Below are 21,627 nucleotides of genomic sequence, written 5' to 3' on the forward strand. Positions count from 1 at the left end.
AGCCCACCGCCCTGCGCATACCGCATACCTCCGGCATACCGCAACAATCATGAAACGTCAGATCCCCACCCGCCATAGCGAGTTCAACCTCAGTACATCTACTTCGTATTCCTCTGCGCGATCTCCGTCTTCGGCTCCGCCCGCAGCACCGCCGCGCACCTCACCCGCCCCCTCTGGTGGGATCCCATCCGGCGCGCAATCCATGACTTCATCGACCCCGAGGAAGCCGCCGCACTCCCACCGACCGGTCCTACCCGCAGCCAGTGGAACTACTTCTTCCAGCGCCACCTCAAAGCAGCCGGAGACGCCGTACGCGACATCAGCCGGGGCAAATGGATTGAACAGGCCGTCGCCCAAGGAATGCTCGCCGTCAACCCGCGAGGCAGCTGGATCTACCCAGCCCGCGAACAAGTCCTCCACGGCGACGCAACCGTCGCTACTCCACCGTCCGACCACACCATGCTGGAAGAACCTGACAAAAAGACCGGCGAAATCCGCCGGCACCGCGTAGACCCCGACGCCCACCACACGACAGAGGGTGGCGGCCGCCCGGTCTACGGAAACAAATTCCTCTCCATCGCTGTCCGGGCCGCGAACATCCCACACAGCCGCGCCATCCTCGCCCTGGAATCCGTACGCCACAAAGCGCGCAAACACGACCCCCACCGAGAAGACGAAGGGAAAGCCGCAGTGCGACTGGTCAAGGAAATCCTCGCCAAGGCACCCGGCGTACGCGCCATCACCTACGACAAGGCCCTGCGCGGAGTCCACCGCGCACCGCTCATCGCCGAAGGACTCGTCGTCTTCACCGGGCAGCACAGCGGCCTCGTACCCCAGCCACTCCAGAAGCACAAATGTGAAGAGGGTCGCCCCGACCACGACCTCTACGCCGCCGCCGGCCGAGTCTGCGAGCGCCACATCACCGTAGAAGGCGAAACCCTCTACACGCCCCTTCCGGTCCGCGAGCTTGAATTCCGCAAAGGCGCACAGGCCCGCTTCTACCAGCGTCTGGAAATCCCCTGCCCGCACGGACCCCACACCGCCCGTATCCGCGTCGACGAGACCAAGGAAGACCGGGAAATCGACCCCTCCACCAAACGAAAGCGATTCAATCGCACCGAACACCTGCGTCAAATCGCACCCGAAACTCCGGCAGGGCGGCGCCTCAAAGGATTCCGGCAGGACAGTGAGTCCCAGCATTCCCGGCTTGACCAGTCATATCCACACGAACGCGTCCCCGCATACGGCGCAAAGGCGGCCCTCCTCATCTACATCGGCTATGCCTGGGTGAGCAACTCCGTCGCCCGCTGCGTCGCGCGCATCACCGGACGCCACGCCGCCTGACACACAGCCGGGGCTCGGCCTCAACACTCCACCAAGACCCTGTTGCGGCCGAGCCCCGCCCGCCCGACCTCCTGCCCGACCAGGGCAGTCGGCCTCACCGTCCAACAGTCACCTGCCACCACCAGGCCACCCGCTACACTGGCGGCGGTGGCGCAGCCCTCGCAGGCCGCGCTGCCGCAGACCTGTCGGGATCCAGCAGAATGACATTCGTCCAGCTCCGGGCGAATTTCAGACACATTTTCCGACAGATCCCGGCCTTCGTAGCTCAGGGGATAGAGCACCGCTCTCCTAAAGCGGGTGTCGCAGGTTCGAATCCTGCCGGGGGCACAACGCGTTACCGCTCTGACCTGGGGTTTATCCCTCAGGGAGGCGCTTCAGTCGGCCTCGGACTCCTCGTCCGGGGCCGTTTGCGTGAGCGGTGCGTGAGCGGACGGAGAGTTGATCTCCGAAATTCCTCCCAACGGATCAGCATCATCCGGCACAGACTCCGGGCCGGGATGCTCCGCGTCGTCCGGCTCTGCCGTCGCTTCGGGGGCGGTGTTTTCGGAGGTGGCGCGGGCGCGTGGGACGAGCCGGGCTGCGGCCTCGGCGATCGCCAGGTCCGCCTCGGGAAGCAGGCTCGTGTACGTGTCGGCCGTGATGGTGATCGAGGAGTGGCCGAGCATCTCCTGGATGTCCTTCAGGTCGGCCCCGGCCGCGTGGGCGAGGGTCGCGGCACCGTGGCGGAGGTCGTGGAGCCGGACATGCCGGTGGAGGACCGTGCCGCCGACACCTGGGAGCCCTTGATCATCGTCGCCGACCTCGCCGCCTGTCCCTGGCCCCGCCGTGCCCGCGAGGCGTGTGCGGAGATGGTGGCCGCGGAGATCGAGGCCGAGGAGGACCAGCCCGGCGAGGCCCGGATCCTCGCCGACATCCGCAGGGTCTTCGTCGCACAGCGCGAGGTCGACAGCCTCTCCACCGACGAACTGCTGAAGCGCGCGGGTTCCTGGAATCCTGAGCGTTGTTAAGCCGGAACCTGCATGTCAGCTGATGGCTGTGGTGGTCCCGCGCGCGGGTTCGCCGTGGTTGACGGAATCTGGCTTCCCGAGCGTTCGCCGTGCCGCATCCGACTGGCTAGGAGCTCTCTTTCGGATCACTTGGTGGAGGTTCGATCTCAGGGCCTGCTGGCGCCGGCGGAACTGCTGCCTGCGACGATGCGCTGGTGAGCTATGACCTTGCGGTGTGGGACGGCGACCGTCCACTCGATGACGACCAAGCGGGCTCGACCTACGACGAGCTCTACGAGCGCTACTTGGAGTCGGATAAGAGCAAGTGCTGGCCCGCAGGGTCTAGGTGGGCCGTGCCGTCGAGGCAGGCCACGGCGTAGCCCGGTGGTCGCGAGGCCGCCTACGCGGGCAGCGCGCCGCTCTGTGCCGCCTTGCGGTGGCGTGCGGTCAGGCGGGAGCCGGACTCGCGGCGGGCGGCGCGGCGCAGCAGGGGGACCGCGAGGAGGAACCCGAGGACGGCCCAGGCGGTCAGGACCAGGGCGACCATGGGCAGTTCCCAGGAGCCGGCCGCCTCGGCGGTCCGTGCGGCGTCCGGCAGCAGCGCCGAACGCAGGCCCTGTGCCATCCACTTGAGCGGGAAGACGGAGGCCACCTGCTGGACCGGCACGGGCAGCGAGGTGATCGGAAACACCACTCCGGAGGTGATCAGCAGCCCCATGGTGGGCAGCATGATCAACGCCAGCGCCTCGCGCGGGTTGGGCAGCACGGCGCCTATGGCCGCGCCCAGCGGTACGACGGCGAGCAGCCCGAGCGTGGTGACCCACGCCAGCGTCAGCCAGCCGCCCGGCCCGCGCGGCAGTGGCCCGTCCACCAGCAGCGCCCCGGCCGCCAGGAGCAGGGCCAGGGTGCCGACCGCCATGACGACCACCAGCAGGCACTTGGCGACGAGGTAGGCCGGTATCCCGCCGGGCGTGGCGCGCAGCCGCAGCAGGGCGCCCTCCTCCCGCTCGGTCACGAGGATCTGCGGGAGGTAGATCAGCCCGACCTGGAACAGCAGATAGGCGGCGAAGCCCGCCAGCACCAGATGCGTCATCGAGGTCCGGGTGCCTGGCACGTCGTCGCTGATGTAGGCGGCGACGAGCAACGCGACGACCACGTTGGTCAGATGGCCGGACATCTCCTTGCCATTGCGTAGGAGGTGCCGCAGCTCGATTCCGCCGCGCTGGAGCCCGGCACGCCAGCTGTTCGTCCTGTTCGTCATGTGTGCTTCCCTCATGCGGCCGGTGCCTCCTCGTCCGCGTCTCTGTCCGTGCCGTCGGCCCCATCCGTGCCGTCGGCCTCCCGGTGCACCATGTGCAGATAGGTGTCCTCCAGCGTCGGGCGGCGGACCTCCAGGTCGGCGATCGGGCCGGCCGCGTGCCGGTGGAGTTCCCAGACCAGCTGGGAGGGGTCCTCGGTGCGTTCGCGGCGGGGCGTCCCGTCGGCGGCGGTCCAGCGGACCTCGGCCTGGGCGGCGGCTCGCCGGGCCAGTTCCGCGGGTGTGCCACAGGCTCGGATCCGGCCGCCGACCAGCATGGCGATCCGGTCGGCGAGCCGCTCGGCCTCCGCCAGGTCGTGGGTGGTGAGCAGGACGGTGACGCCCTCGTCGCGGGCCAGCCGTTCGACCAGGACGTGGAACTCGTGCCGCGCCTGCGGGTCGAAGCCGGTGGTCGGCTCGTCCAGGAAGAGGAGTTCGGGGCGGCCGACGGTGCCGAGCGCGACGTCGAGGCGCCGGCGCTGGCCGCCGGACAGCCGGTCCACCTGCCGGCCGGCCTGGTCGGTGAGGCCGACCAGGGCCAGCAGTTCGGCCGGGTCGCGCGGGTCGGGGTAGTAGGTCGCGAAGTGCGTCAGCAGCTCGGCGACCCGCCAGCGGCGGTGGTCGCGCCAGGACTGCAGGACCAGACCGATCCGTGCTCTCCACGCGTCGCCGCCCCGCTCGGGATCCATACCGAGGACGCTCACCTCCCCGCCGGAACGCCGGCGGAAGCCCTCCAGGATCTCGACCGTTGTCGTCTTCCCGGCGCCGTTGGGCCCGAGCAGCGCGAAGACCTCGCCGCGGTGGATGTCCAGATCGACGCCGCGCAGGACGTCGACATCGCCGTACACCATGGTCAGATCGCGTACCTGGATCACGGGCTGGACGTCGGTGCGCCCGAACGTCGTCATCGGCCCGCCTCCGCGTGGGGCTGCTGTTGTGCCGCCCCGGTCGCGGGTCCGGCGCCGTCGACGATGGCCCGGAGTGCCGCCACATGTCCCTCGAAGGCGGTGCGACCGCGGTCCGTCAGCCGTACCCTGGTGCGCCGCTTGCGGCCGCCGCCCTCCTTCTGGGTCTCCAGGTATCCGGCCCCCTCCAAGGTGTGCAGCTGCTTGGAGAGCGCGGAGTCGCTGAGCGAGAGGCTGTCGCGGACAAACGCGAAGTCCGCCCACTCGGTGGCGGCGAGCAGCGCGACCACCGACAGTCGGGTGGCTGGGTGGATCAGCTCGTCGAAGCCGGCGGGGGTGCTCATCGGCCCGCCTCCTCGTCGGCCGCCGGTTCGCCGCCGCTCCGCACCGAGTCGGCCGCCCAGCGGTTGGCGGGACCGAGGGAGAGCAGGTTCACGGCCACCGCGGCCGTGGCCTGGATGGGGCCGGCGTAGATCGGCTCCAGTGACTCGGTCAGGTGGCTGGCCAGCACGACAGTCCCGGCGACCAGCACCGCCGCCGCACCGAACGCGGCCCACGTACGCCCGGGGCAGCGAGTGTGGTGCAGTTGCATCCGGCTCCTGCGGCTGCTCATCACGATCAGCACGCCCAACAGGCCGGCGTAGGCGGCCATGAACAGTCCGACACCCCACAGGGGCAGGTCCATGCCCACGCCGGCAAGGAACACCCACATGAGCGCGGCCATGCCGTAGGTCATGCCGCGCCCGCCGGACACGGAGCGCTCGAACTCGTCGTACACCCGCTCCTGCGGCACTCGGATGCGCTGGAGATCCTTCCATGCCCGTTCGGCATCCACCGGCATGCTCACGGCCATCGCCCTCCCGTCCCCGATTACTTTCCTACCAGGAAAGTTACTCTTGGCTTTCCTGATAGGCAAGTCGTAGGTTTGCCGGTACTGGGAGCCGGGAGCCGCGCCGGTTACGACGGTCAGGCCACGGTCACCAGCCGCTCGTCCCGCCGCTCCCGCGGCACGAAGCGCACCCGCGGATGCCCGTGGTTCCAGCCCACCGACAGCCGCAGGCCCCCCACCCGCGCCAGGGCCAGGCCGATCGCGACGGCCGCGGTCGCCGCGATCGCGCCGCCGACCGCCAGGCCCGCCCGGACGCCGTACGCGTCGGTGATCCAGCCCGCGATCGGCGCGCCCAGGGGTGCGCCGCCCATGAACACCATCATGTACAGGGCCCCTAGCTGCGGTATCGGGCTCAGGGCGGGCCTGCTACCTGGGCAGTTTCGCGGTTCGCTCCGGGTAGGCGGTGCCGACGTAACGCATGGCGGTCTGTTCGGTGATGCCGAAGAGCCTCATGAGCTTGAGCGGGTCGCCGGTGGCGAAGGCTTCGTCGAGGATGCGGTCCTGGCGCAGTCTGTCGAGGGTCAGGCCCTTGGGCAGGACTTGTTGCAGGGTGTTTCTGTGCACGGCCGGATGGTCCGGGTCGAGTGCGGTTTTCTGGCTGACCAGCAGGTGGGGGTTGGCGGAGGCGGGCCAGCGTTGGTGGCGGTAGGTCAGCCAGTCGGCGGTGAGGCGGTGGGTGAGTTCTTCCAGGTAGAGGGTGTGCCGCAGTAGACCGCGGCGCAGTTCGAGGGTCCCTCGGGCGAGGTTGAGGTCGGCGGTGCGCGCGGTGCGGATCTCGGTGGTGGGGACGGCGTGGATGGCGGCCAGGGCGATGGTGAGCCGCGCGAATGGGGTCGCGGTGTGGTCGAGTAGGCCGGCCAGCAAGTCGGAGGGAACCGGTCGTGGGGTGCTTGTCAGTTCGCCCACGGCCAAGTGACGGGCGGGGTCGTGGAAGATCAGCCGCTTCCGTTTGAGAGCCCGGAACAGGCTGCGTAGCGAGGTGGCGAGTTGTCGTCGGGTAGTCCCGGCCAGGTGTTCCAGGGCGTCTTGGAGGTGGTCCGGGGTGTTTTCTCGAAGGGTCGTCATGCCGGCCGCCGTCCACGCGGTGAGGGTCGGTTGGAGGGTGGTCAGGTAACGGCGGATGCCATACCAGCTGCGCGGCTCGTTCTCACGGGGGCCTTGGCCGCGCAATACGTCCGCCCATGCGCGGACCTCGTCGGCGACGCGTTGCGGCAGTGCCTGGAGTGCGGTTTCGATCCAGGCCAGGTCGCTGTCCTGGTGGAGCTCGGGGTCGTCGACGAGCAGGCCACGGGCGCGCAGGAACTGGCAGACGGGCTTGGCCGCGAGGTGCGTGTCCAGCCGGGCCAGGTCCTGGACGTCGCGCTCGTGGACGGCGTTCTCGACGCCGAGCCAGTACCCCAGGATAGTGAGGGTGCGGATGTTCTTGCGGAAGCCGGACGTCTGCTGGTTCCGGCGAAGTTCGGCGAAGTCCTCCACCAGCGCGGCGGCCGCGTCGGTCAGAGGCAGTTCACCCGGCGGCCAGCTCCGCAGCCGGGCCAGCACCGGCAACCAGTTACGGCGCATGGTGAACAGGATCTCCTGCCCCGGGCAGACGGTCGCCGCAGGCGGTACGTCCGCAGGCATCGGCGGGAGTTTGTCGTCCTGGAGCGGCATGGTCCGCCTGTCGGCGCCGACGGGCAGGTCGATCGCTGGCTGCGTGGCTGCCACGGCGGTCGGCCGCATCTGGTCGGCTTCGTGATGGGGGTGGCAGGTGCGGCAGTGGTCGGCACGCAGCGGCAAGCCGTCCCGGCGGCAGCGCGTACAGTCCCCAGGCCGTTGTCGCTCCCGCCAATACCGGCAGGGGTCGCAGAGGAATCCAGCGCACCGCCTCCCGGGCATCCAGGCTTGGCAGTCGCTGCACCGGCGCGGTGCGAACCATGAGTTCCGGACTGGGTCGACATCGGGGGGCTGAGGTTGGCCGACCTGAGAGAGGTGTTGGGGTTGAGGCGCGGCCAGCAGGCCGGCGCGTAGCAGGACCAGGCAGACCGTGTCACCGTTCGTCGGCAGGTCCCGCAACAACGTCTCGGGCGCCGTCGTGAAGCCGTCCGCCTCGCGCACGGCCAGAGCGAGGCGGACCATCTTGGCGGCCAGGTAGTACCAGGCCCTGGTCAAGCCTCGCTCGGCCGTCAACGCCTCCAGCACTGGTTGGGCCTGGTCCCAGCCGGAGACCGTCCGGGTGGCGAGAGCGCGGACCGTGGCGTCGGTGAGGGTGCGCGGCAGCGTGAACAGGGGAAGCTGGCCCCACATCTGCGGCTCCAGTACCGCGCACCGGCTGGCTCTTTGCACTGCTGACTCAGCGTGCGTCTCCACCTGGCGTTCACCCCACGCCCGGCACTCTCGCCGCGCACGATCTTGCGGGCCTGCGTCGCGTAGTGGCGGTAGGTGCCGATCGTGAGCTGAAGGGCACGCGGCCGTGCCCCGGGGACGGCCAGCGCCCATTCTGCGTCGTCCTCGACCCGGATGGCTTGAAGGCAGGACATGCACAGTCCCTCGCTGTTGAGGTGGGCCTCGTGTCGGCATCGCGGGCACACCCCGCGTGCCGGGTGATCGTATTTCCAGTGCTCGCAGCCGCCGCAGATCCGGCGCCCGTACAGCACTGACCAGCTCAGGCACATCTCGCAACTGCGGGCACGCCCCGTCTTCTTCGCCATGCCTGTTCCTCAGCTCGGCGACAGTGAACGCGGCCCGCCGCCGTGGCGGGTACGGGGGACGGGCCTCACCGGCCCCGGCTCCCGCCCCTCGGCGCCGACCGCCAGCTGGCCGGAATCCTGGGCGGCCTGTGCGCCGGCGACTGGCTCGGCCTGGAGCAGGTCGGCGACCGTGCAGTCGAGCGCCGCGCACATCAGGTCCAGGTCGTCCAGGCGAACCGTGACCGGCTTGCCGCCCCACAGCGCGGCAACCTTGCTCAGCGACGGGTTGAACCCCACCTGCTGGAACGCGGCCAGCACCTCGGTCGGTCGCCATAGGTCCCGTTGGGCGGCGACCATCCGCAGATTCCACTTCACCGCAGGTTCCCCTTGTCCATCACCAGTCGTTGGGCCGCCCGGGCACTGGCGGCCAGATTCGCGTGCTCCGGTTCGGCGTGCGCGGTCGCCATGTACCGAAGTGTCGTGGTGGCCCAGGCGTGTCCGAGGACCTTTTGCACCTCCCACAACGTCATCCCCCGCTCGTAGTTGTGGGTCGCGCAGGCGTGACGCAACAGGTGCGGGAACAGGTCGGTGACCGGCCCAGTCAGATAGGTACCGGCCGCGTTGTGCAGAACCCGACGGAACGTCGAGGGAACGATCGCCGGGGCGATCGGCAGATTCAGCGCCGCGACCGCAGTGGGCTTGCGCTCCGACGGCCACAGCGGCGCCTTCGGGTGCTCGGCGTCGTCGCCGAACTCGCCGCGAATCTCCTCGATGTACCACCACAGGAGGGCCCGGCCCTCCTGGAACATGTACGCCTCACGCGGCCGGGGCCCCGAACCGCCGGCCCCCTTGCCGAGTACGACGAAGCGGCCCCACTGGCCGTGCTCCCAGTGCAGGTCGCCCATGCACACCCCGCACAGCTCGTTGGCCCGGACTCCGGACAGGTACGCGATCTTCGTCATCACGTAGTCGCGGCCGGCAACCAGGTACTTCCGGGCACCTGACAGGTCCTCGCGCCAGCGGCCGAAGAAGTCCCGCATCGCCGTCTGCGAGGGCGGGACACGCAAGCCGAAGTCGCCGCGGTGCCGGGGCCGGTTGAACGGGTCGATCGGCGACTCGACGGCGTGGCCGAAGCGACGCATGATCTCGCCGGCATAGCGCTGTTCGAGGAACGCGAAGTAGGCGTCGATCTTGTTGATCTTGCCGCGTAGGGTCGACGGTGCCCGCTTGCCCGCACCGGCGAAGTACCGGTCGACCTCCCGGGATGAGAGCCGCCACGGCACCGTGCCGTAGAACTCGCAGACCTCGATCACCGGCTTGATCAGCCCGTCGAGTGTCGTCGGTGCCAGGCCGACCGCGTCCCTCGCCCACTGGTACTCGGACAGCGTGTCGAGGAAGAAGCTCTCCTCGTCGTGCTCCGAGATGCGGGCCTGGCGTCGCCGCTGAAGTGTGACGACGTCCGCGAGGCCGGACTCCACCGACACCGCGGCCGGATCCACCGGCACGGCCGGCTCTGGCCCGGGGCGCACGAGCGTCAGCACGCGACTTTCGAAATCTGACACGAAGCCGCAGATTACGGCGATCACTCGCAGAATCTGCGAATTACTGCTGAGATCTCACACCAACGAGTGAACGACCCACACAGAGCGATCTACCAGCTGAGATGCGGATTCACGGCCACCGGATGACCTCCGGGAACCCGCGCGTACTCCAATAGTACGGAACACGTCGTCGCCATCGTGGACGACGTGGACGCCATCGACGCGGTAATGGTCGGGCGCCTCGTCCGTCACCATCCCGACCTTGCCCCGCTGGGGACGAACGTCAACTTCGTCCAGTCCGCCGGCAGCCAGGCGTTGAAGATCCGCACCTACGAACGCGGCGTCGAAGCGGAAACCCTGTCGTGCGGAAGCGGGGCAGTCGCAGCCGTCATCGTCGCCACCATGCGTGGACTCGTCAGCACGACGTGCCGTCACCGTCCACAACCGCTCCGGTGAGCCGCTCACGGTCCGGCCTCATGACGACCGACCGAACCGAACTCAGTGGGTCGGCGGGCCGGTCACCAACATCTTCGAAGGGGTACTCGCATGACTCTCTTCCTCAGCCCCAGCTCGGACCTCGTGCAAAAGGCCGCCGAGGAACTTCGACAGTGGGGGCAGAGCCGCCAGGGCCTCGGCGTCGCCCTCATCTACGGGCCGGTGTCCGCCGAGGACAGGCTCTACCACGCGAAGTGCCCCGTCGAGCAGCGGTCCGTCACCGCCCTGGCCGAGGCGCTGGAGGAGATCGGCGCCCGCTGGAAGGTGCTGGACCCGTGCGAACCGGACTTCATCATGGATCTGGTCGGGTACGACGTGGCGCTCTCCAACCTGCACGGCCCCTACGGCGAGGACGGCCGGTTGCAGGGGCTGCTCGACTACCTGCGCGTCCCCTACTGCGGCAGCGGAGGAGGGGCATCCGCGGTGGCCGCAGACAAGATCCTCTGCAAGCGGGTGATGCTGACCCTCGGCGTCCCTACCCCCGGCTGGGAGGTCTGGACCGGCGGACCAGCTAACTGGAACGGGCGCCCGGTGATGGTCAAGCCGCCCTTCGGCGGGTCCAGCGTGGGCATGAGCCTCGTACGCGATCCGGCGGACTTCCCTGGTGCCCTGGCGGACGCTGCCGGCGGCGAGAGCGCGGCCGTGCTCGTCGAGGAGTACATGACCGGCACGCCGCTGACCGTGGGGCTGCTGGAGCTGCCAGGCGGCTCGGTCGTCGTCTTCCCGCCGCTTGCCACCGAGGCCGCCGAGGCCGAGTTCTACGACGCCGACACGAAGCTCGACGTGGACTCCAGGGGCACCGTAACCGTGCGCGCAGCCGAGCTGGCGCCGGATGTGCTGGACAAGATCACCAGGGACGCCCGGACACTGTGGGACGGAATCGGGCTACGCGGTTCAGACCGTATCGACTTCATCCTCACCGAAGGCGGTGAGCCGTACGTGCTGGAGGTCAACAGCACGCCGGGCATGTCCCGTGACAGCAACTTCGCGGTGGCGGCGGCGATGATCGGGCTCACGCACAGGGATGTCGTCTTGGCGATGCTGCACGAGGCCCTGGCCCGCCCGCCGTACGATGTCCCCCTGCCCACTCCCCGTGTTCGCCGGCACCACACTGACGCGGGAGGCTGTCGTCTCCCCGTAGGAGCCTGCCGCTGTGCCGCGCGTCCACGATGTCCCCATGTGCCGACAGCTCATCGACCCCGCCGAGTGGGATCTACACGGCGGATGGGCACTTGGAGACCGGATCGAATGGTCCAACCGGGCGTGCGGCCTGGCGTCACTGAGAATGATCCTGCTCGCCTACGGGCGCGAGGCTCCCACAGTGACTGAACTCCTGAAACTCGCGGTCAAGCACGAGGTCCTGACCCAGCGTGGAGCACTTCACGCGGGGATCGCGAGCCTGGCGACCAACCTGGGAGTGCCAGCTGTCGCAGAGCCCGTGCGCGTGCCCGTGGAAGGACTGTTCGGCCGCCTCGATGATGCCCCGCTCATCGTGTCCGTGACCGAGCAGTTCCCCGACGACGGCCGATCAAGTGGCCACCTCGCAGAGCTCCAGCACGCCGCCTTCACCGACCGCCGGCTCCAGCTGACCTACCGCAGCAGCGACGCCCGCGAGCCGCGCAGCCACACCGTGGACCGTACGGGCTGGTCAGCAAGGCAGGCGTCTGGTACCTGGTCGCCGACCGGGACGGTGAGCCCCGGCTGTTCCGCTCCGACCGCGTCCTTGCCGCCGAGGTCACCGACGAACCCGTCCACCGACGTCCCGGCCAGGACCTCGCCACCGTCTGGGCCCTGCTGCGAGAACGCTTCGAGAGCCTGCCGGACGGTATCCGCGTCCACTGCCGGGTACGCCGCGAGCAACTGGAGATCTTCCAGCGCCTTTTCGCCTCCCAGCTGGTCGCCCCGCCCCTCCCCGTGGATGACGGCTGGGCCCTTGCCGAACTCGCCTTCCGCGAACTTCCCGACGTACGCGGCCTGCTCTCCATGGGCGCCACTGTCGAGGTCCTCGACCCGCCCGAGGCCCGCGCCGAACTCACCACCGTGGCCACCGAACTCGCCGCCCCCCTACGGTGCGCGGGCCTGACGGCACCGACCGACCTGCCCACCTGCCGACCGGCGCCGCGTAAGGCGATGGTCTGCGCGATGCGCCCCGAGGCCGACCGGGTCGCCGAGCCGGGCAGCGGGCGAAGCGGAATCGGCGACGTCGAGGGGCGTCCGGGAGCCGTTGGTCGGCGGGCGGCGGGTGACGGGTGACGGGTGACGGCCGAGGTGCCGTCAGGCTCGGCTACCGCCGAGCAGGTCGAGAGCGATGTCGGTGATCATGTCCTCCTGGCCGCCGACCATCCCTCGGCGGCCGACCTCGACGAGGAGGGCACGGGTGTCGATGCCGTACCGCTGGGAGGCGGTTTCGGCGTGGCGCAGGAAGCTGGAGTAGACGCCCGCGTAGCCGAGGGTCAGGGTTTCCCGGTCGACGCGCACGTCCCGGTCCTGGAGCGGGCGGACCAGGTCGTCGGCGGCGTCCATGAGCGGGAACAGGTCGCAGCCGTGCTTCCAGCCCATCAGGTCGGCGACCGCGATGAACGCCTCCAGCGGGCAGTTGCCAGCGCCCGCGCCCTGCCCCGCCAGGGAGGCGTCCACACGCGTCACCCCGTTCTCGACGGCGACGACGGTGTTGGCGACGCCGAGGGCCAGGTTGTGGTGGGCGTGGATGCCGAGTTCGGTGGCCGGGTCGAGAAGGTCGCGGTAGGCGCGCAGACGGTCGCGTACGCCGTCCATGGTGAGGCGGCCCCCGGAGTCGGTGACGTAGACGCAGTGGGCGCCGTAGGACTCCATCAGCTTGGCCTGGCGGGCCAGTTCGGCGGGTTCGGCCAGGTGGGACATCATCAGGAAGCCCGCCACGTCCATGCCCATCTCGCGGGCCGCGGCGATGTGCTGGGCGGAGATATCGGCCTCGGTGCAGTGGGTGGCCACGCGCACGGAACGGATGCCCAGCGAGTGAGCGCGTCTCAGGTCGTGCAGGGTGCCGATGCCGGGCAGCAGCAGGGTGGTCGGGACGGCCTGACGTACGGCGCCCACGACCGCCTCGATCCACTCCCAGTCGGTGTGGGCGCCGACGCCGTAGGTGATGCTGGAGCCGGCGAGCCCGTCCCCGTGTGCGATCTCGATCGCCGCCACGCCGGCCGCGTCCAGCGCGTCGGCGATGGTGCGGGCCTGGTCGACGGTGTAACGATGCCGGACGGCGTGCATGCCGTCCCGCAGGGTCACATCCTGCATATACAGGGTGGGGGTCACGCGGTCACCGCCTCGGGGGAGATGTGGGCGGCCATGCGTTCCGCGGTGCGCAGCGCGGCCGAGGTCATGATGTCCAGGTTTCCGGCGTAGGCGGGCAGGTAGTGGGCGGCGCCCTCCACCTCCAGGAAGACCGACACCTTCACGGCGCCGCCTTCCGTGTCCGGCGGGAGCAGGCGGCGCAGGGGGTCGCCGGTGGCGACCCGGTCGAACTGCACCTTCTGCTTGAGCCGGTAGCCCGGCACGTATGTCCGCACGCGCGCCACCATGGCCTCGACGGAGGCGGCCACCGCCGCGTCGTCGCAGTCGCCGACGAGGCAGTGGACGGTGTCCCGCATGATCAGCGCAGGCTCGGCGGGGTTGAGGACGATCACCGCCTTGCCGCGGGCCGCGCCTCCCACCTTCTCGATCCCGGACGCGGTGGTCTCGGTGAACTCGTCGATGTTGGCACGGGTGCCGGGCCCGGCGGAGCGGGAGGCGATGGAGGCGACGATTTCGCCGTAGTGCACAGGGGTGACGGAGTTGACCGCGGCGACGACCGGGATGGTCGCCTGTCCCCCGCACGTCACCATGTTGACGTTGGGTGCGTCGAGGTGGGCGTCGGCGTTGACCGGCGGGACGACGTAGGGGCCCAGCGCGGCCGGGGTGAGGTCGACGACCGTGCGGCCGTGCGCGCGCAGGACCTCGTCGTGGCGGCGGTGGGCTCCGGCGGAGGTCGCGTCGAAGACGATCCGGACGTCGGCGAACTCGTCCATCGCCACCAGGCCGTCGATGCCCTCGTGCGTGGTGGCGACCTTCAGACGACGGGCGCGGGCCAGGCCGTCCGAGTCGGGGTCGATGCCGGCCATCGCGGCGATCTCCAGGTCCTCCGACAGCCGCAGAATCTTGATCATCAGGTCGGTGCCGATGTTGCCGGAGCCGATGACGGCGACCTTGGTGCGGGCGCCCGGGGATGTCGTGCTCAATGTTCGTTCTCCTTGTCGGCCTGGGCGCCGACCGATGCTTCGGCCGGTACGTCGTCCGGTGCGAAACCGACCCGGACGCCGCCCAGACCGGAGATGCGGGCTTCGAAGGAACTGCCCGGTGCCGCCACGGCCATGGGGCCCAGTGCTCCGGTCAGGACGATGTCGCCCTCGCGCAGCGGGTCGCCCATGGCGGCCAGGGTCGACGCCAGCCAGACGGCCGCGTTGAGCGGACCGTCGAGGCAGTCCCGGCCGGTGCCCTCGGAGACCGGCTCGCCGTCCCTGAGGAGGGTCATCCGGACGGTGCGCAGGTCCACCGAGGTCAGCGGGACCGGCGCGGCGCCGAGGACGAACAGGCCCGAGGAGGCGTTGTCGGCCACCGTGTCCACCAGGCTGATGTCCCAGCCGGCGATACGGCTGTCGACGATCTCCAGGGCGGGCAGCGCGAAGTCGACGGCCCGGATCACGTCGGCGACCGTGGTCCGCGGGTGCGGCAGGTCGCGGCCGAGGACCAGCGCGACCTCCGCCTCCACCTTCGGCTGGAGCAGGCGTCCCGCCGGGACCGTACCGCCGTCCGGCACCGCCATGTCCGACAGCAGGGCCCCGAAGTCGGGTTGATCGACGCCGAGTTGGGCCTGGACGGCGAGTGATGTGAGACCGATCTTGCGGCCCACGACACGGCGGCCCTCCCGCAGCCGCCGCTCGATGTTGAGTCGCTGGACTGCGTACGCCGACGCCACGTCGCCCTCGGTGAGCAGGCCGCGTACGGGGGGACAGGGGGTGCCGGACTGCTCGGCGTCGAAGAGGGTGTCCGCTGCCTTGCGGATGTCGGTGTCGGTCATCGCCGCCACCGAGGCGGGTGGGCAGAACGCATGGGTGTACTCCGGGAATGGGGTGCGCTGGAGGTGGGTTCCGGGCTGCGCGGCCCCGCCGGATGAGCGGGGCCGCGGCCCGGACGGCTGCTCAGTTCTCGTGCAGGCTGAGCGCGATACCGCGTCCGGCGGCCACGTCCACGATCGTGCCGGTGGACATGGCGCCGTAGCGGCGGGAGGCCAGGAGGAGGAAGGCCCCGACGTAGTCCTGCGGCTTGGGGGCTCGGCGCAGGGGCCCGTGCTTCTCCATGATGTCGTCCATGGGCAGGGAACTCAGCGGTGTGTCCGCGTAGTCGAGGGCGGCGGGTCCCCGCAGGTCGGTCGACATGCCGCCGGGGGCCACGGCGTTCACCCGTACGTCGGGAGCCAGCTCCCAGGCCAGTTGCCGGACGAGTCCGAGGCCGGCGTGCTTGGACGACACATACAGGCTGCCTCCGCCGCCCGGGTACAGGGCGGCGTTCGACAGCGTGACGACCAGTGAGCCGTTCGTCGTGCGCAGGGCGTCGAGCGCGGCCTTCGCTCCCAGTAGCGGCGCCTTGACGTTCAGGGCGTACACCTCGTCGAAGGCGGCGGAGATCGCGTCGTCGGGCAGGTCCGCCAGCCGGGCTGAGAAGTCCCACAACCCGGCGTTGGCGACGAAGCAGTCGAGCCGGCCGAAGGCGTCCAGCGCGGCGGCGACCGTTGCGCGGTTGTCGGCGAGGAGCGTGGCGTCGCCCTCGACCGCCCGCACCCGCTCCGGCCCGAAGTCCGCGCGCAGCGCCTCGGCCTTGGACGGGGAGCGCTCCAGGACGACGACGCGGGCGCCCTCCTCGACGAGGCCCTCGACCAGGGCCCGGCCGAGTCCCGAGCCGCCGCCCGTCACGGCGACGACCTGGTCCTCCACCCAGCCGGTGTGCGCGCTCATCAGAACATCACGCTCATGTTCTTGCTGAGGATCACCGACTGGTCGAGGAGGATCCGGCGCCGGCTGATCCGCAGGCCGTCCGGGGTACGCCGGAAGCGGTCGGTGCGGCCGCAGACGAAGGAGTCCTGCTCGTCCTCCAGGCGGTTGCGGACGATGAGGAGGTACGAGGTGACCGTGAACTCCCCGGCCTCCGCGTCCTCCTCGCCGATGACGACATTGGTGAGCAGATGCCGCACCCGGGGCAGCGGATCGTCGGCCCACGCCTTGCCGGTGGCGATCTTGGCGATCCGCTCCGCGAGGAAGGGCTTGTCGTCGTCGATCAGGGCCAGCGCGTCGTCGTGTTCGACGGTCTCCGGGTCCCGGGAGGAGTGGTTGCGCCGGATCGGCATGTAGTACCGGAGGTCGTCGGTGAACAGCTCCAGCCAGGCGTCGTAGTCATGCCGGCCGAGCAGGTCCGCCTCGTGGTAGAGGAACTGCTCGACCTCGTGCTGGAGCAGGAGCCGCTCCACGGTGATGCCGGATGCGGTCTCGGGCAGCAGGGCGGTCATGCGATCACCGCCTTCGCGGACTCGGTGACGGGGGTTTCGGAGGCGGGGGCCTTGGAAGCGGGGGTTTCGGAGGCGGCTTGCTCGGCCGGGTGCGGTACGGCCATCAGCTCGGACCAGCGCCGGTAGAAGTGCCGCTGGTTGATCTCGCTGTACACGGCGTCGATGGTTCCGGGGAACTCCGGGAAGTTCTTGTTCGGGTCCCGGCCGACCCCCATCCCGTAGTGCAGGGGCAGCGACGCGGTGACGAAGCCGTCGCTGCCGTTGGCGCTGTAGTTCCACTGCTCGGCGTCGTCCTGCTCCCAGGTGCCGGACGCGCTGAAGTGGCGCTGGTAGTCGAGGAGCAGCGCACGGCGCACAGCGGGCGGGGCGCTCTTGGGCAGGATCGACCAGGAGTGCACCTCCATCGCGTCGGGGCCCTTGGGGTGCCAGGTCCGCAGGGTCCAGCGGTTCCACAGCAGGGACAGGTTCGGGAAGGCGGTGCCGTGGATGAAGACGGCGCCCGTGGTGCGGGCGGGCCCGAGGCGCTCGGCGGCGCGCTCCAGCATGTTCCCGATCCAGTCCTCCACCTCGGCGGAGAAGCCCTGCGCGTGCCAGTAGGGGTAACCCGCGTAGCCGCCCAGGCCGTGGCCGCCGGGAAGGCCGACCTGGAAGCCCTCCTCGGGCGGACGGATGCCCTTGCTGTTCGGCGCCTCCGCGATCATCGACGACAGGTGCGTGGAGGAAGCGTGGTACATGTCGCCCACGAACTGCTCGGCACCAAGCTTCCAGTTGCCCCGCATGCGCCATTTGTGGACGCCGGCGGCGGCCGTGGTGCCCTCGCCGTCGAGGTCGAGGAGCACGTCGAGGTAGTAGGTGAAGTCGCCGAGGTACTCGGCCAGCGGCGGGATCTCGGTGTCCCACGTGCCGAACACGAGCCCCTTGTAGGTCTCGACGCGCGGCACCACCGCCAGCCCCCACGCGGCGTGGTCCAGCCCGTCGCCGTAGGCGGCCTCCTCCTCGGGAACGCTCAGCAGCGCCCCGTCGGTGCCGTAGGACCAGCCGTGGTACGGGCAGGTGAACGCCTTGGCGTTGCCGGAGTCGTAGCGGCACACCCGCATGCCGCGGTGGCGGCAGGAGTTGAGCACCGCCTTGTACGAACCGTCCCGCTGCCGGCTGACGATGACCGGGTCGGCGCCCATGTAGGTGGTGAAGAAGTCCCCGGGCTTGGTGAACTGGCTCTCGTGGGCGAGGAGCAGCCAGCTGCGGGCGAAGACCCGGGCCAGCTCCTGTCGGTGCAGGACGGGGTCGGAGAAGATGGACCGGTCGATCAGTGTCTCGGCGTCATCGGCGAAAGCCCTGCCGCGTTGCAAACTCATGCCGTCTCCGTTCGGTGTGCGTGTGGGTGGATCGGGAGGGGTGCGCCGTTCAACGCGTCAGGAACTGGGTGAGCACCGCGTTGAACTCGTCGGGCTTCTCCCACTGCGGCCAGTGGCCCGCGTCCGCGAAGGCGTAGAAGTCGGCGCCGATCACGTCGGCCCAGTACTCGCCGTAGTCGGGGCCGTGGCCCGGGTTGTGCTCACCCCAGAGCACCAGCGTCTCGGGGCGCCAGGACTTCAGGTCGTCGTGGGTGTACGACAGCTCGTACAGGTGAGGTCCGAAGGTGCCCGCGTCGAGGTTGAAGATGCGGCGCAGCGACCGGTTGACCTCGGGGTCGGAGTAGATCCGCCGGCGGACCGAGACCATGTCGTCGGTCATCCGGTCGGGCCGGGAGACCAGCCACCGCAGCCGGTTGCCGATGTTCTCGGCCGTGGGCTCGGTGACGGCCAGCGCGGAGAGCTGCCCCAGGTTCGACGCCCCGCGGGTGGCCGGCGCGAATCCCTCGCGGTCGGGGCGGTCGAGGTAGAACCCCGCGTTGAGGACCATCCGGTCGAAGCGTTCCGGGTGGTGCACGGCCAGGTTGACGCCGAGCTGCGCCCCCATGGACTCGCCCTCGTAGCACACGCTGCGGTACCCGAGGGCATCGATCAGGTCGATGACGCCGTCCGCGAGGTGGTCGTACATCCGGGGCAGATCGAAGTCGGCCTTGGCGGAGAAGCCGTGAAAGCGGGCGTCCACGGCGTAGACGTGGAAGTGCTCGGACAGGGCCCGCAGATTGCGGGCGAAGGTCTCCGCGTGGCCGCCGATGCCGTGGTACATGAGCAGCGGTGGGCCCTCGGATCCCGCCTCGATGACACGGTGGTGCCACCACCTGCCCTCGACGAAGCGCACCTGGCATCCGGCGAGCTCCGCCGCGATCGTGCCCCATTGCGCGTACGGCCGCTCGGTGACCGGTTCCTTCAACTGCAAGTGGCGAGCCATGACGGGCCTTTCGTTGTCCGGAGCGGGATCAGTACTGCCAACCGGGCTCGGGGCCACGGACGTTGTCAGGGGTGCGCTTGTGGCCCCACCAGCTCTCGACGGGGTAGCGGTGCTCCACGGCCTCCCAGCTGTCCTCGTCGATCTGGAGGCCGAAGCAGCCGTATTCGAGGTCGAAGCCGGAGGGGGTGCGGACGTAGAAGGACAGCATCTCGTCGTTGGAGTGCCGGCCCAGCGTGTTGACCAGCGTCGCGGCGCCGTCGCGGCACTTGTCGTAGGCTCGGCCCACCACGTCGAGGTCGTCGACCTCGAACATGATGTGCAGCAGGCGCGTTCCCATACCGGGCACCGAGGCCAGCCCGATGCTGTGGTGGCGGGGGTTGCAGCGCAGGAAGTAGGCGTCGTCCGGGCCCTCGGGCATCCGGTCGCTGATGCGGAAGCCCAGCAGCCCGGTGTAGAAGGTGAGCGCGGCCTCCATGTCGGGGACGAGGAAGAAGGCGTGGCCGAAGCCGAGGCCCTTCGCGCCGTGGGTGACGAAGCGGGCGCCCGTGGGGGACACGAAGGCGGTCTCGCCGTACATCTGGCCGTAGAAGATCTCCACGGTGGTGCCGGCCGGGTCCTCGACGACGATCAGGTCGGTGACCTGACGCCGGGCGGCGAGCTCGGCCTGGTCGCGCTTGACGGCGACACCGTTCTGCTCCAGCTTCTCGGCGAGGTCCGACAGGGCCGCCGCGTCGCGCACCTCCAGGCCGAGGTGGGAGAGGCCGTCGGCGTCCGCCCGGCGGATCTCCGCGCGGTAGGCACGCTCGTCGGCCCGCAGCCGCAGCGCGCCGTCGGGTCCGTCCACGGCCTGCAGGCCGAGGGTGTCGGTGGCGAACGTGCGCCATGCGTCGACGTCGGTCGCCTCGATCCCGACGTAGGCGAGAGCGATGACTTCACTCACGAGACGGGCTCCTTGATCATTGCGTCGTCGATCTCCACGTACACCGCGCCGTGCTCGACGCGGACGGGGAAGGTACGCAGCGGTTCGGTGGCGGGCAGGGTCAGTGCCTTGCCCGTGCGCAGGCAGAACTTGGCGGAGTGCAGCGCGCACTCCACGACGGCCTCCTCGACGAAGCCATCGGCCAGCGAGAACTTGCCATGGGTACAGGTGTCCGCGGTGGCGTAGAACTCGCCGTCGGAGTGGAACACGGCGACGGGCGGCTGTGAGGGGACGACGACCGCGTCGCCCTCCTCCAGTTCGCCCCCCGCGCAGGCACGGATCCAGGGCATCGGCGGTGCTCCTTCGTGTGATGCGTGGAAGGAAGTGTCAGGCGGCACCGGCACCGGGCGCGAGCGATCGTTCCAGTGGTTTGAACGCTTTCGCGGACTTCACGAGCGCGCGCAGGTTGGTGTCCGGCGAGGAGAGGTCCGCCGCCACGACCGGCACCCCGGTTTCGATGAGCGGCCGGATGGTCCGCAGGTCCTTCGGCCGGTCCAGGGCCGCCGCGGCGGTGATACGGCCGTCACGGAGCCAGAAGCCGAGGAAGGCGGTGTCCGTGGCGTCCTCGCGCAGCACGAAGGTGTCACCATCGGCGAAGCGGCCGTACATCTGCAGGGTGTGGCCGAACTGCTCCGAGTAGAAGTACGGCAGGCCGGTGTGCTCCTGATCCGCCGCCCCCGCCATGACGGCACCGGCGACGGCGCCCTGCTTCTGCGCGTTGTCCCAGTGCTCGACGCGTCCGGGGGCAGGCAGGTGGGGGTTCGGCTGGCACGTGACATCGCCGGCGGCGAGGATCCACGGATCGCTGGTGCGGCACTGCCGGTCGACGACCACACCCTGGTCGCACGCGACACCGGCGCGCTCGGCGAGGTGGGTGTCCGGGCGCACACCCACCCCCACCACCACGATCGCCGCCGGCAGCACCTCGCCGGTGGTCAGCCGGACGCCGTCAACCTCGCCGCTCCCGGTGAACTCCAGGACCGACACACCGGTGCGGACACGGACGCCGCGGCGCGTGTGCAGGCCGGTCACCCGTCCGGCCAGGTCCGGTCCCAGGGGCCGCTCCAGCAGTCGGGGCGCCTGTTCGACGACGGTGACCTCCGCCCCCGCCTCCCGGGCCACCGCGGCGACCTCCAGGCCGATGAACCCTCCGCCGACCACCACCACGGGACCACCGTCCGTGAGCCGGCCGGCCAGTTCCCGCGCGTCGTGCACATCACGCAGGGTGAGCACGCCGGGCAGGCGGGCCCCGGGGATCCCCGGCAGCAGCGCCTTGGCCCCTGTCGCCAGGAGCACGCGGTCGGCCCGCAGCGCGCGGCCGTCGTCCAGCACGACGAGGCGGCGCGCGGGTTCGAGGGCCAGCACACGCGTGCCCAGCAGGAGGTCGACGTCCCGCTCGGCGTAGACCTCGGCCGGCACGACGGGCACGACGAACCGCGACTCCGTACCGGTGAGCGCCTTGGACAACGGCGGGCGTTCGTAGGGGAGTTCGGCGCCCACGTCGACCACGGTCACCTTTCCGGCGAATCCGTGGTCGCGCAGGGCGAGTGCGGCGGCGACGCCTGCCGCGCTGCCCCCGACGATCACGTGATGCTCTGTGCTGCCCCGCAT

23 protein-coding genes, 1 tRNA gene and 2 pseudogenes are annotated in these 21,627 nt (G+C 70.1%); 6 read left to right on the plus strand and 20 right to left on the minus strand.

Annotated features, from left to right (window positions below; translation table 11 throughout):
* The first annotated feature begins 459 nt into the window (after positions 1 to 459).
* Positions 460 to 1,344, plus strand: coding sequence for a hypothetical protein (locus ACWD3C_RS11720; protein ID WP_451142648.1), 885 nt, complete (start codon positions 460 to 462; stop codon positions 1,342 to 1,344).
* A gap of 254 nt (positions 1,345 to 1,598) precedes the next feature.
* Positions 1,599 to 1,671, plus strand: a tRNA-Arg gene (locus tag ACWD3C_RS11725).
* A gap of 47 nt (positions 1,672 to 1,718) precedes the next feature.
* On the opposite strand, the gene ACWD3C_RS11730 is transcribed toward ACWD3C_RS11725, so the two are convergent.
* Together ACWD3C_RS11730 and ACWD3C_RS11735 are read right to left on the minus strand one after the other, a co-directional pair.
* A complete protein-coding gene (locus tag ACWD3C_RS11730; protein ID WP_451142650.1) occupies positions 1,719 to 2,009 on the minus strand; it encodes a hypothetical protein in 291 nt (96 codons plus the stop codon).
* A gap of 9 nt (positions 2,010 to 2,018) precedes the next feature.
* Positions 2,019 to 2,228, minus strand: a pseudogene (locus ACWD3C_RS11735) (hypothetical protein); the annotation flags it as partial.
* Between ACWD3C_RS11735 and ACWD3C_RS11740 the strand changes: the two are divergent.
* The gene (locus tag ACWD3C_RS11740) at positions 2,127 to 2,351 is read left to right on the plus strand and encodes a DUF3631 domain-containing protein (RefSeq protein WP_451142931.1); all 225 of its coding nucleotides are present in this window, start codon (positions 2,127 to 2,129) and stop codon (positions 2,349 to 2,351) included. The pseudogene ACWD3C_RS11735 and the gene ACWD3C_RS11740 sit on opposite strands and share 102 nt — an antisense overlap.
* Positions 2,352 to 2,730: 379 nt before the next feature.
* Here the strand turns inward: ACWD3C_RS11740 and ACWD3C_RS11745 are convergent, their stop codons facing one another.
* The 8 genes and pseudogenes from ACWD3C_RS11745 to ACWD3C_RS11780 all read right to left on the minus strand — a co-directional run bounded on the left by ACWD3C_RS11745 (position 2,731) and on the right by ACWD3C_RS11780 (position 9,631).
* The gene (locus tag ACWD3C_RS11745; protein WP_451142651.1) at positions 2,731 to 3,591 is read right to left on the minus strand and encodes an ABC transporter permease; all 861 of its coding nucleotides are present in this window, start codon (positions 3,589 to 3,591) and stop codon (positions 2,731 to 2,733) included.
* 11 nt (positions 3,592 to 3,602) lie between these two features.
* Positions 3,603 to 4,535 (minus strand): ABC transporter ATP-binding protein, encoded by a 933-nt coding sequence (locus tag ACWD3C_RS11750; protein WP_451142653.1) that lies wholly within the window; start codon positions 4,533 to 4,535, stop codon positions 3,603 to 3,605.
* Complete coding sequence (locus tag ACWD3C_RS11755) at positions 4,532 to 4,876, minus strand: transcriptional regulator (RefSeq protein ID WP_451142655.1); 345 nt, start codon at positions 4,874 to 4,876, stop codon at positions 4,532 to 4,534. Before ACWD3C_RS11755 ends, ACWD3C_RS11750 begins: the two co-directional genes overlap by 4 nt.
* On the minus strand, positions 4,873 to 5,385 hold the full coding sequence (locus ACWD3C_RS11760; RefSeq protein ID WP_451142657.1) for a hypothetical protein: 513 nt from the start codon (positions 5,383 to 5,385) through the stop codon (positions 4,873 to 4,875). Before ACWD3C_RS11760 ends, ACWD3C_RS11755 begins: the two co-directional genes overlap by 4 nt.
* 113 nt (positions 5,386 to 5,498) lie before the next feature.
* A pseudogene (locus ACWD3C_RS11765) lies at positions 5,499 to 5,753 on the minus strand (MFS transporter); the annotation flags it as partial.
* Positions 5,754 to 5,787: 34 nt separating this feature from the next.
* Positions 5,788 to 7,707 (minus strand): hypothetical protein, encoded by a 1,920-nt coding sequence (locus tag ACWD3C_RS11770; protein WP_451142659.1) that lies wholly within the window; start codon positions 7,705 to 7,707, stop codon positions 5,788 to 5,790.
* A 413-nt stretch (positions 7,708 to 8,120) separates the two neighbouring features.
* Positions 8,121 to 8,465 (minus strand): helix-turn-helix domain-containing protein, encoded by a 345-nt coding sequence (locus ACWD3C_RS11775; protein WP_451142661.1) that lies wholly within the window; start codon positions 8,463 to 8,465, stop codon positions 8,121 to 8,123.
* Positions 8,462 to 9,631: a tyrosine-type recombinase/integrase gene (locus ACWD3C_RS11780; protein ID WP_451142663.1), complete on the minus strand. Its 1,170-nt coding sequence runs from the start codon at positions 9,629 to 9,631 to the stop codon at positions 8,462 to 8,464. The genes ACWD3C_RS11775 and ACWD3C_RS11780 overlap by 4 nt, the downstream gene beginning before the upstream one ends.
* 207 nt (positions 9,632 to 9,838) lie before the next feature.
* Here ACWD3C_RS11780 and ACWD3C_RS11785 point away from each other — a divergent pair, with 207 nt between their 5' ends.
* The 3 genes from ACWD3C_RS11785 (at position 9,839) to ACWD3C_RS11795 (ending at position 12,379) form a co-directional block, all read left to right on the plus strand.
* Positions 9,839 to 10,087, plus strand: coding sequence for a hypothetical protein (locus ACWD3C_RS11785; RefSeq protein WP_451142665.1), 249 nt, complete (start codon positions 9,839 to 9,841; stop codon positions 10,085 to 10,087).
* A 90-nt stretch (positions 10,088 to 10,177) separates the two neighbouring features.
* On the plus strand, positions 10,178 to 11,455 hold the full coding sequence (locus ACWD3C_RS11790; protein ID WP_451142667.1) for a D-alanine--D-alanine ligase family protein: 1,278 nt from the start codon (positions 10,178 to 10,180) through the stop codon (positions 11,453 to 11,455).
* Between the two features lie 342 nt (positions 11,456 to 11,797).
* Positions 11,798 to 12,379 (plus strand): helix-turn-helix transcriptional regulator, encoded by a 582-nt coding sequence (locus tag ACWD3C_RS11795; RefSeq protein WP_451142933.1) that lies wholly within the window; start codon positions 11,798 to 11,800, stop codon positions 12,377 to 12,379.
* A gap of 21 nt (positions 12,380 to 12,400) precedes the next feature.
* Here the strand turns inward: ACWD3C_RS11795 and dmpG are convergent, their stop codons facing one another.
* From dmpG to ACWD3C_RS11845, 10 genes are all read right to left on the minus strand, one after another.
* Complete coding sequence (gene dmpG, locus ACWD3C_RS11800; RefSeq protein ID WP_451142935.1) at positions 12,401 to 13,399, minus strand: 4-hydroxy-2-oxovalerate aldolase; 999 nt, start codon at positions 13,397 to 13,399, stop codon at positions 12,401 to 12,403.
* A 14-nt stretch (positions 13,400 to 13,413) separates the two neighbouring features.
* Positions 13,414 to 14,379 carry an acetaldehyde dehydrogenase (acetylating) gene (locus ACWD3C_RS11805; protein WP_451142669.1) on the minus strand — a complete coding sequence of 322 codons (966 nt, stop codon included), beginning with the start codon at positions 14,377 to 14,379 and terminating at the stop codon, positions 13,414 to 13,416.
* The gene (locus ACWD3C_RS11810) at positions 14,376 to 15,218 is read right to left on the minus strand and encodes a 2-keto-4-pentenoate hydratase (protein ID WP_451142671.1); all 843 of its coding nucleotides are present in this window, start codon (positions 15,216 to 15,218) and stop codon (positions 14,376 to 14,378) included. The genes ACWD3C_RS11805 and ACWD3C_RS11810 overlap by 4 nt, the downstream gene beginning before the upstream one ends.
* A 121-nt stretch (positions 15,219 to 15,339) precedes the next feature.
* The gene (gene hcaB / locus ACWD3C_RS11815) at positions 15,340 to 16,152 is read right to left on the minus strand and encodes a 3-(cis-5,6-dihydroxycyclohexa-1,3-dien-1-yl)propanoate dehydrogenase (RefSeq protein ID WP_451142673.1); all 813 of its coding nucleotides are present in this window, start codon (positions 16,150 to 16,152) and stop codon (positions 15,340 to 15,342) included.
* Complete coding sequence (locus ACWD3C_RS11820; RefSeq protein ID WP_451142675.1) at positions 16,152 to 16,700, minus strand: aromatic-ring-hydroxylating dioxygenase subunit beta; 549 nt, start codon at positions 16,698 to 16,700, stop codon at positions 16,152 to 16,154. The genes hcaB and ACWD3C_RS11820 overlap by 1 nt, the downstream gene beginning before the upstream one ends.
* On the minus strand, positions 16,697 to 18,055 hold the full coding sequence (locus tag ACWD3C_RS11825) for an aromatic ring-hydroxylating dioxygenase subunit alpha (RefSeq protein WP_451142676.1): 1,359 nt from the start codon (positions 18,053 to 18,055) through the stop codon (positions 16,697 to 16,699). Before ACWD3C_RS11825 ends, ACWD3C_RS11820 begins: the two co-directional genes overlap by 4 nt.
* Positions 18,056 to 18,104: 49 nt before the next feature.
* Positions 18,105 to 19,037 (minus strand): alpha/beta fold hydrolase, encoded by a 933-nt coding sequence (locus tag ACWD3C_RS11830; protein ID WP_451142678.1) that lies wholly within the window; start codon positions 19,035 to 19,037, stop codon positions 18,105 to 18,107.
* 28 nt (positions 19,038 to 19,065) lie between these two features.
* A complete protein-coding gene (locus tag ACWD3C_RS11835) occupies positions 19,066 to 19,977 on the minus strand; it encodes a VOC family protein (RefSeq protein ID WP_451142680.1) in 912 nt (303 codons plus the stop codon).
* Positions 19,974 to 20,306 (minus strand): bifunctional 3-phenylpropionate/cinnamic acid dioxygenase ferredoxin subunit, encoded by a 333-nt coding sequence (locus tag ACWD3C_RS11840; protein ID WP_451142682.1) that lies wholly within the window; start codon positions 20,304 to 20,306, stop codon positions 19,974 to 19,976. The genes ACWD3C_RS11835 and ACWD3C_RS11840 overlap by 4 nt, the downstream gene beginning before the upstream one ends.
* A 37-nt stretch (positions 20,307 to 20,343) precedes the next feature.
* The gene (locus tag ACWD3C_RS11845) at positions 20,344 to 21,627 is read right to left on the minus strand and encodes an NAD(P)/FAD-dependent oxidoreductase (protein WP_451142684.1); all 1,284 of its coding nucleotides are present in this window, start codon (positions 21,625 to 21,627) and stop codon (positions 20,344 to 20,346) included.

Source organism: Streptomyces sp. NPDC002845 (genome assembly GCF_053591955.1).

Excerpts from the sequence above, each read along its gene's own strand:
- hcaB (WP_451142673.1), bottom strand. The coding sequence starts at position 16,152 with ATGAGCGCGCACACCGGCTGGGTGGAGGACCAGGTCGTCGCCGTGACG.
- ACWD3C_RS11840 (WP_451142682.1), bottom strand. The coding sequence starts at position 20,306 with ATGCCCTGGATCCGTGCCTGCGCGGGGGGCGAACTGGAGGAGGGCGAC.
- ACWD3C_RS11745 (WP_451142651.1), bottom strand. The coding sequence starts at position 3,591 with ATGACGAACAGGACGAACAGCTGGCGTGCCGGGCTCCAGCGCGGCGGA.
- ACWD3C_RS11790 (WP_451142667.1), top strand. The coding sequence starts at position 10,178 with ATGACTCTCTTCCTCAGCCCCAGCTCGGACCTCGTGCAAAAGGCCGCC.
- ACWD3C_RS11830 (WP_451142678.1), bottom strand. The coding sequence starts at position 19,037 with ATGGCTCGCCACTTGCAGTTGAAGGAACCGGTCACCGAGCGGCCGTAC.
- ACWD3C_RS11825 (WP_451142676.1), bottom strand. The coding sequence starts at position 18,055 with ATGAGTTTGCAACGCGGCAGGGCTTTCGCCGATGACGCCGAGACACTG.
- ACWD3C_RS11760 (WP_451142657.1), bottom strand. The coding sequence starts at position 5,385 with ATGGCCGTGAGCATGCCGGTGGATGCCGAACGGGCATGGAAGGATCTC.
- ACWD3C_RS11750 (WP_451142653.1), bottom strand. The coding sequence starts at position 4,535 with ATGACGACGTTCGGGCGCACCGACGTCCAGCCCGTGATCCAGGTACGC.
- ACWD3C_RS11810 (WP_451142671.1), bottom strand. The coding sequence starts at position 15,218 with ATGACCGACACCGACATCCGCAAGGCAGCGGACACCCTCTTCGACGCC.
- ACWD3C_RS11720 (WP_451142648.1), top strand. The coding sequence starts at position 460 with ATGCTGGAAGAACCTGACAAAAAGACCGGCGAAATCCGCCGGCACCGC.
- ACWD3C_RS11845 (WP_451142684.1), bottom strand. The coding sequence starts at position 21,627 with ATGCGGGGCAGCACAGAGCATCACGTGATCGTCGGGGGCAGCGCGGCA.
- ACWD3C_RS11730 (WP_451142650.1), bottom strand. The coding sequence starts at position 2,009 with ATGCTCGGCCACTCCTCGATCACCATCACGGCCGACACGTACACGAGC.
- ACWD3C_RS11770 (WP_451142659.1), bottom strand. The coding sequence starts at position 7,707 with ATGTGGGGCCAGCTTCCCCTGTTCACGCTGCCGCGCACCCTCACCGAC.
- ACWD3C_RS11755 (WP_451142655.1), bottom strand. The coding sequence starts at position 4,876 with ATGAGCACCCCCGCCGGCTTCGACGAGCTGATCCACCCAGCCACCCGA.
- dmpG (WP_451142935.1), bottom strand. The coding sequence starts at position 13,399 with ATGCAGGATGTGACCCTGCGGGACGGCATGCACGCCGTCCGGCATCGT.
- ACWD3C_RS11820 (WP_451142675.1), bottom strand. The coding sequence starts at position 16,700 with ATGACCGCCCTGCTGCCCGAGACCGCATCCGGCATCACCGTGGAGCGG.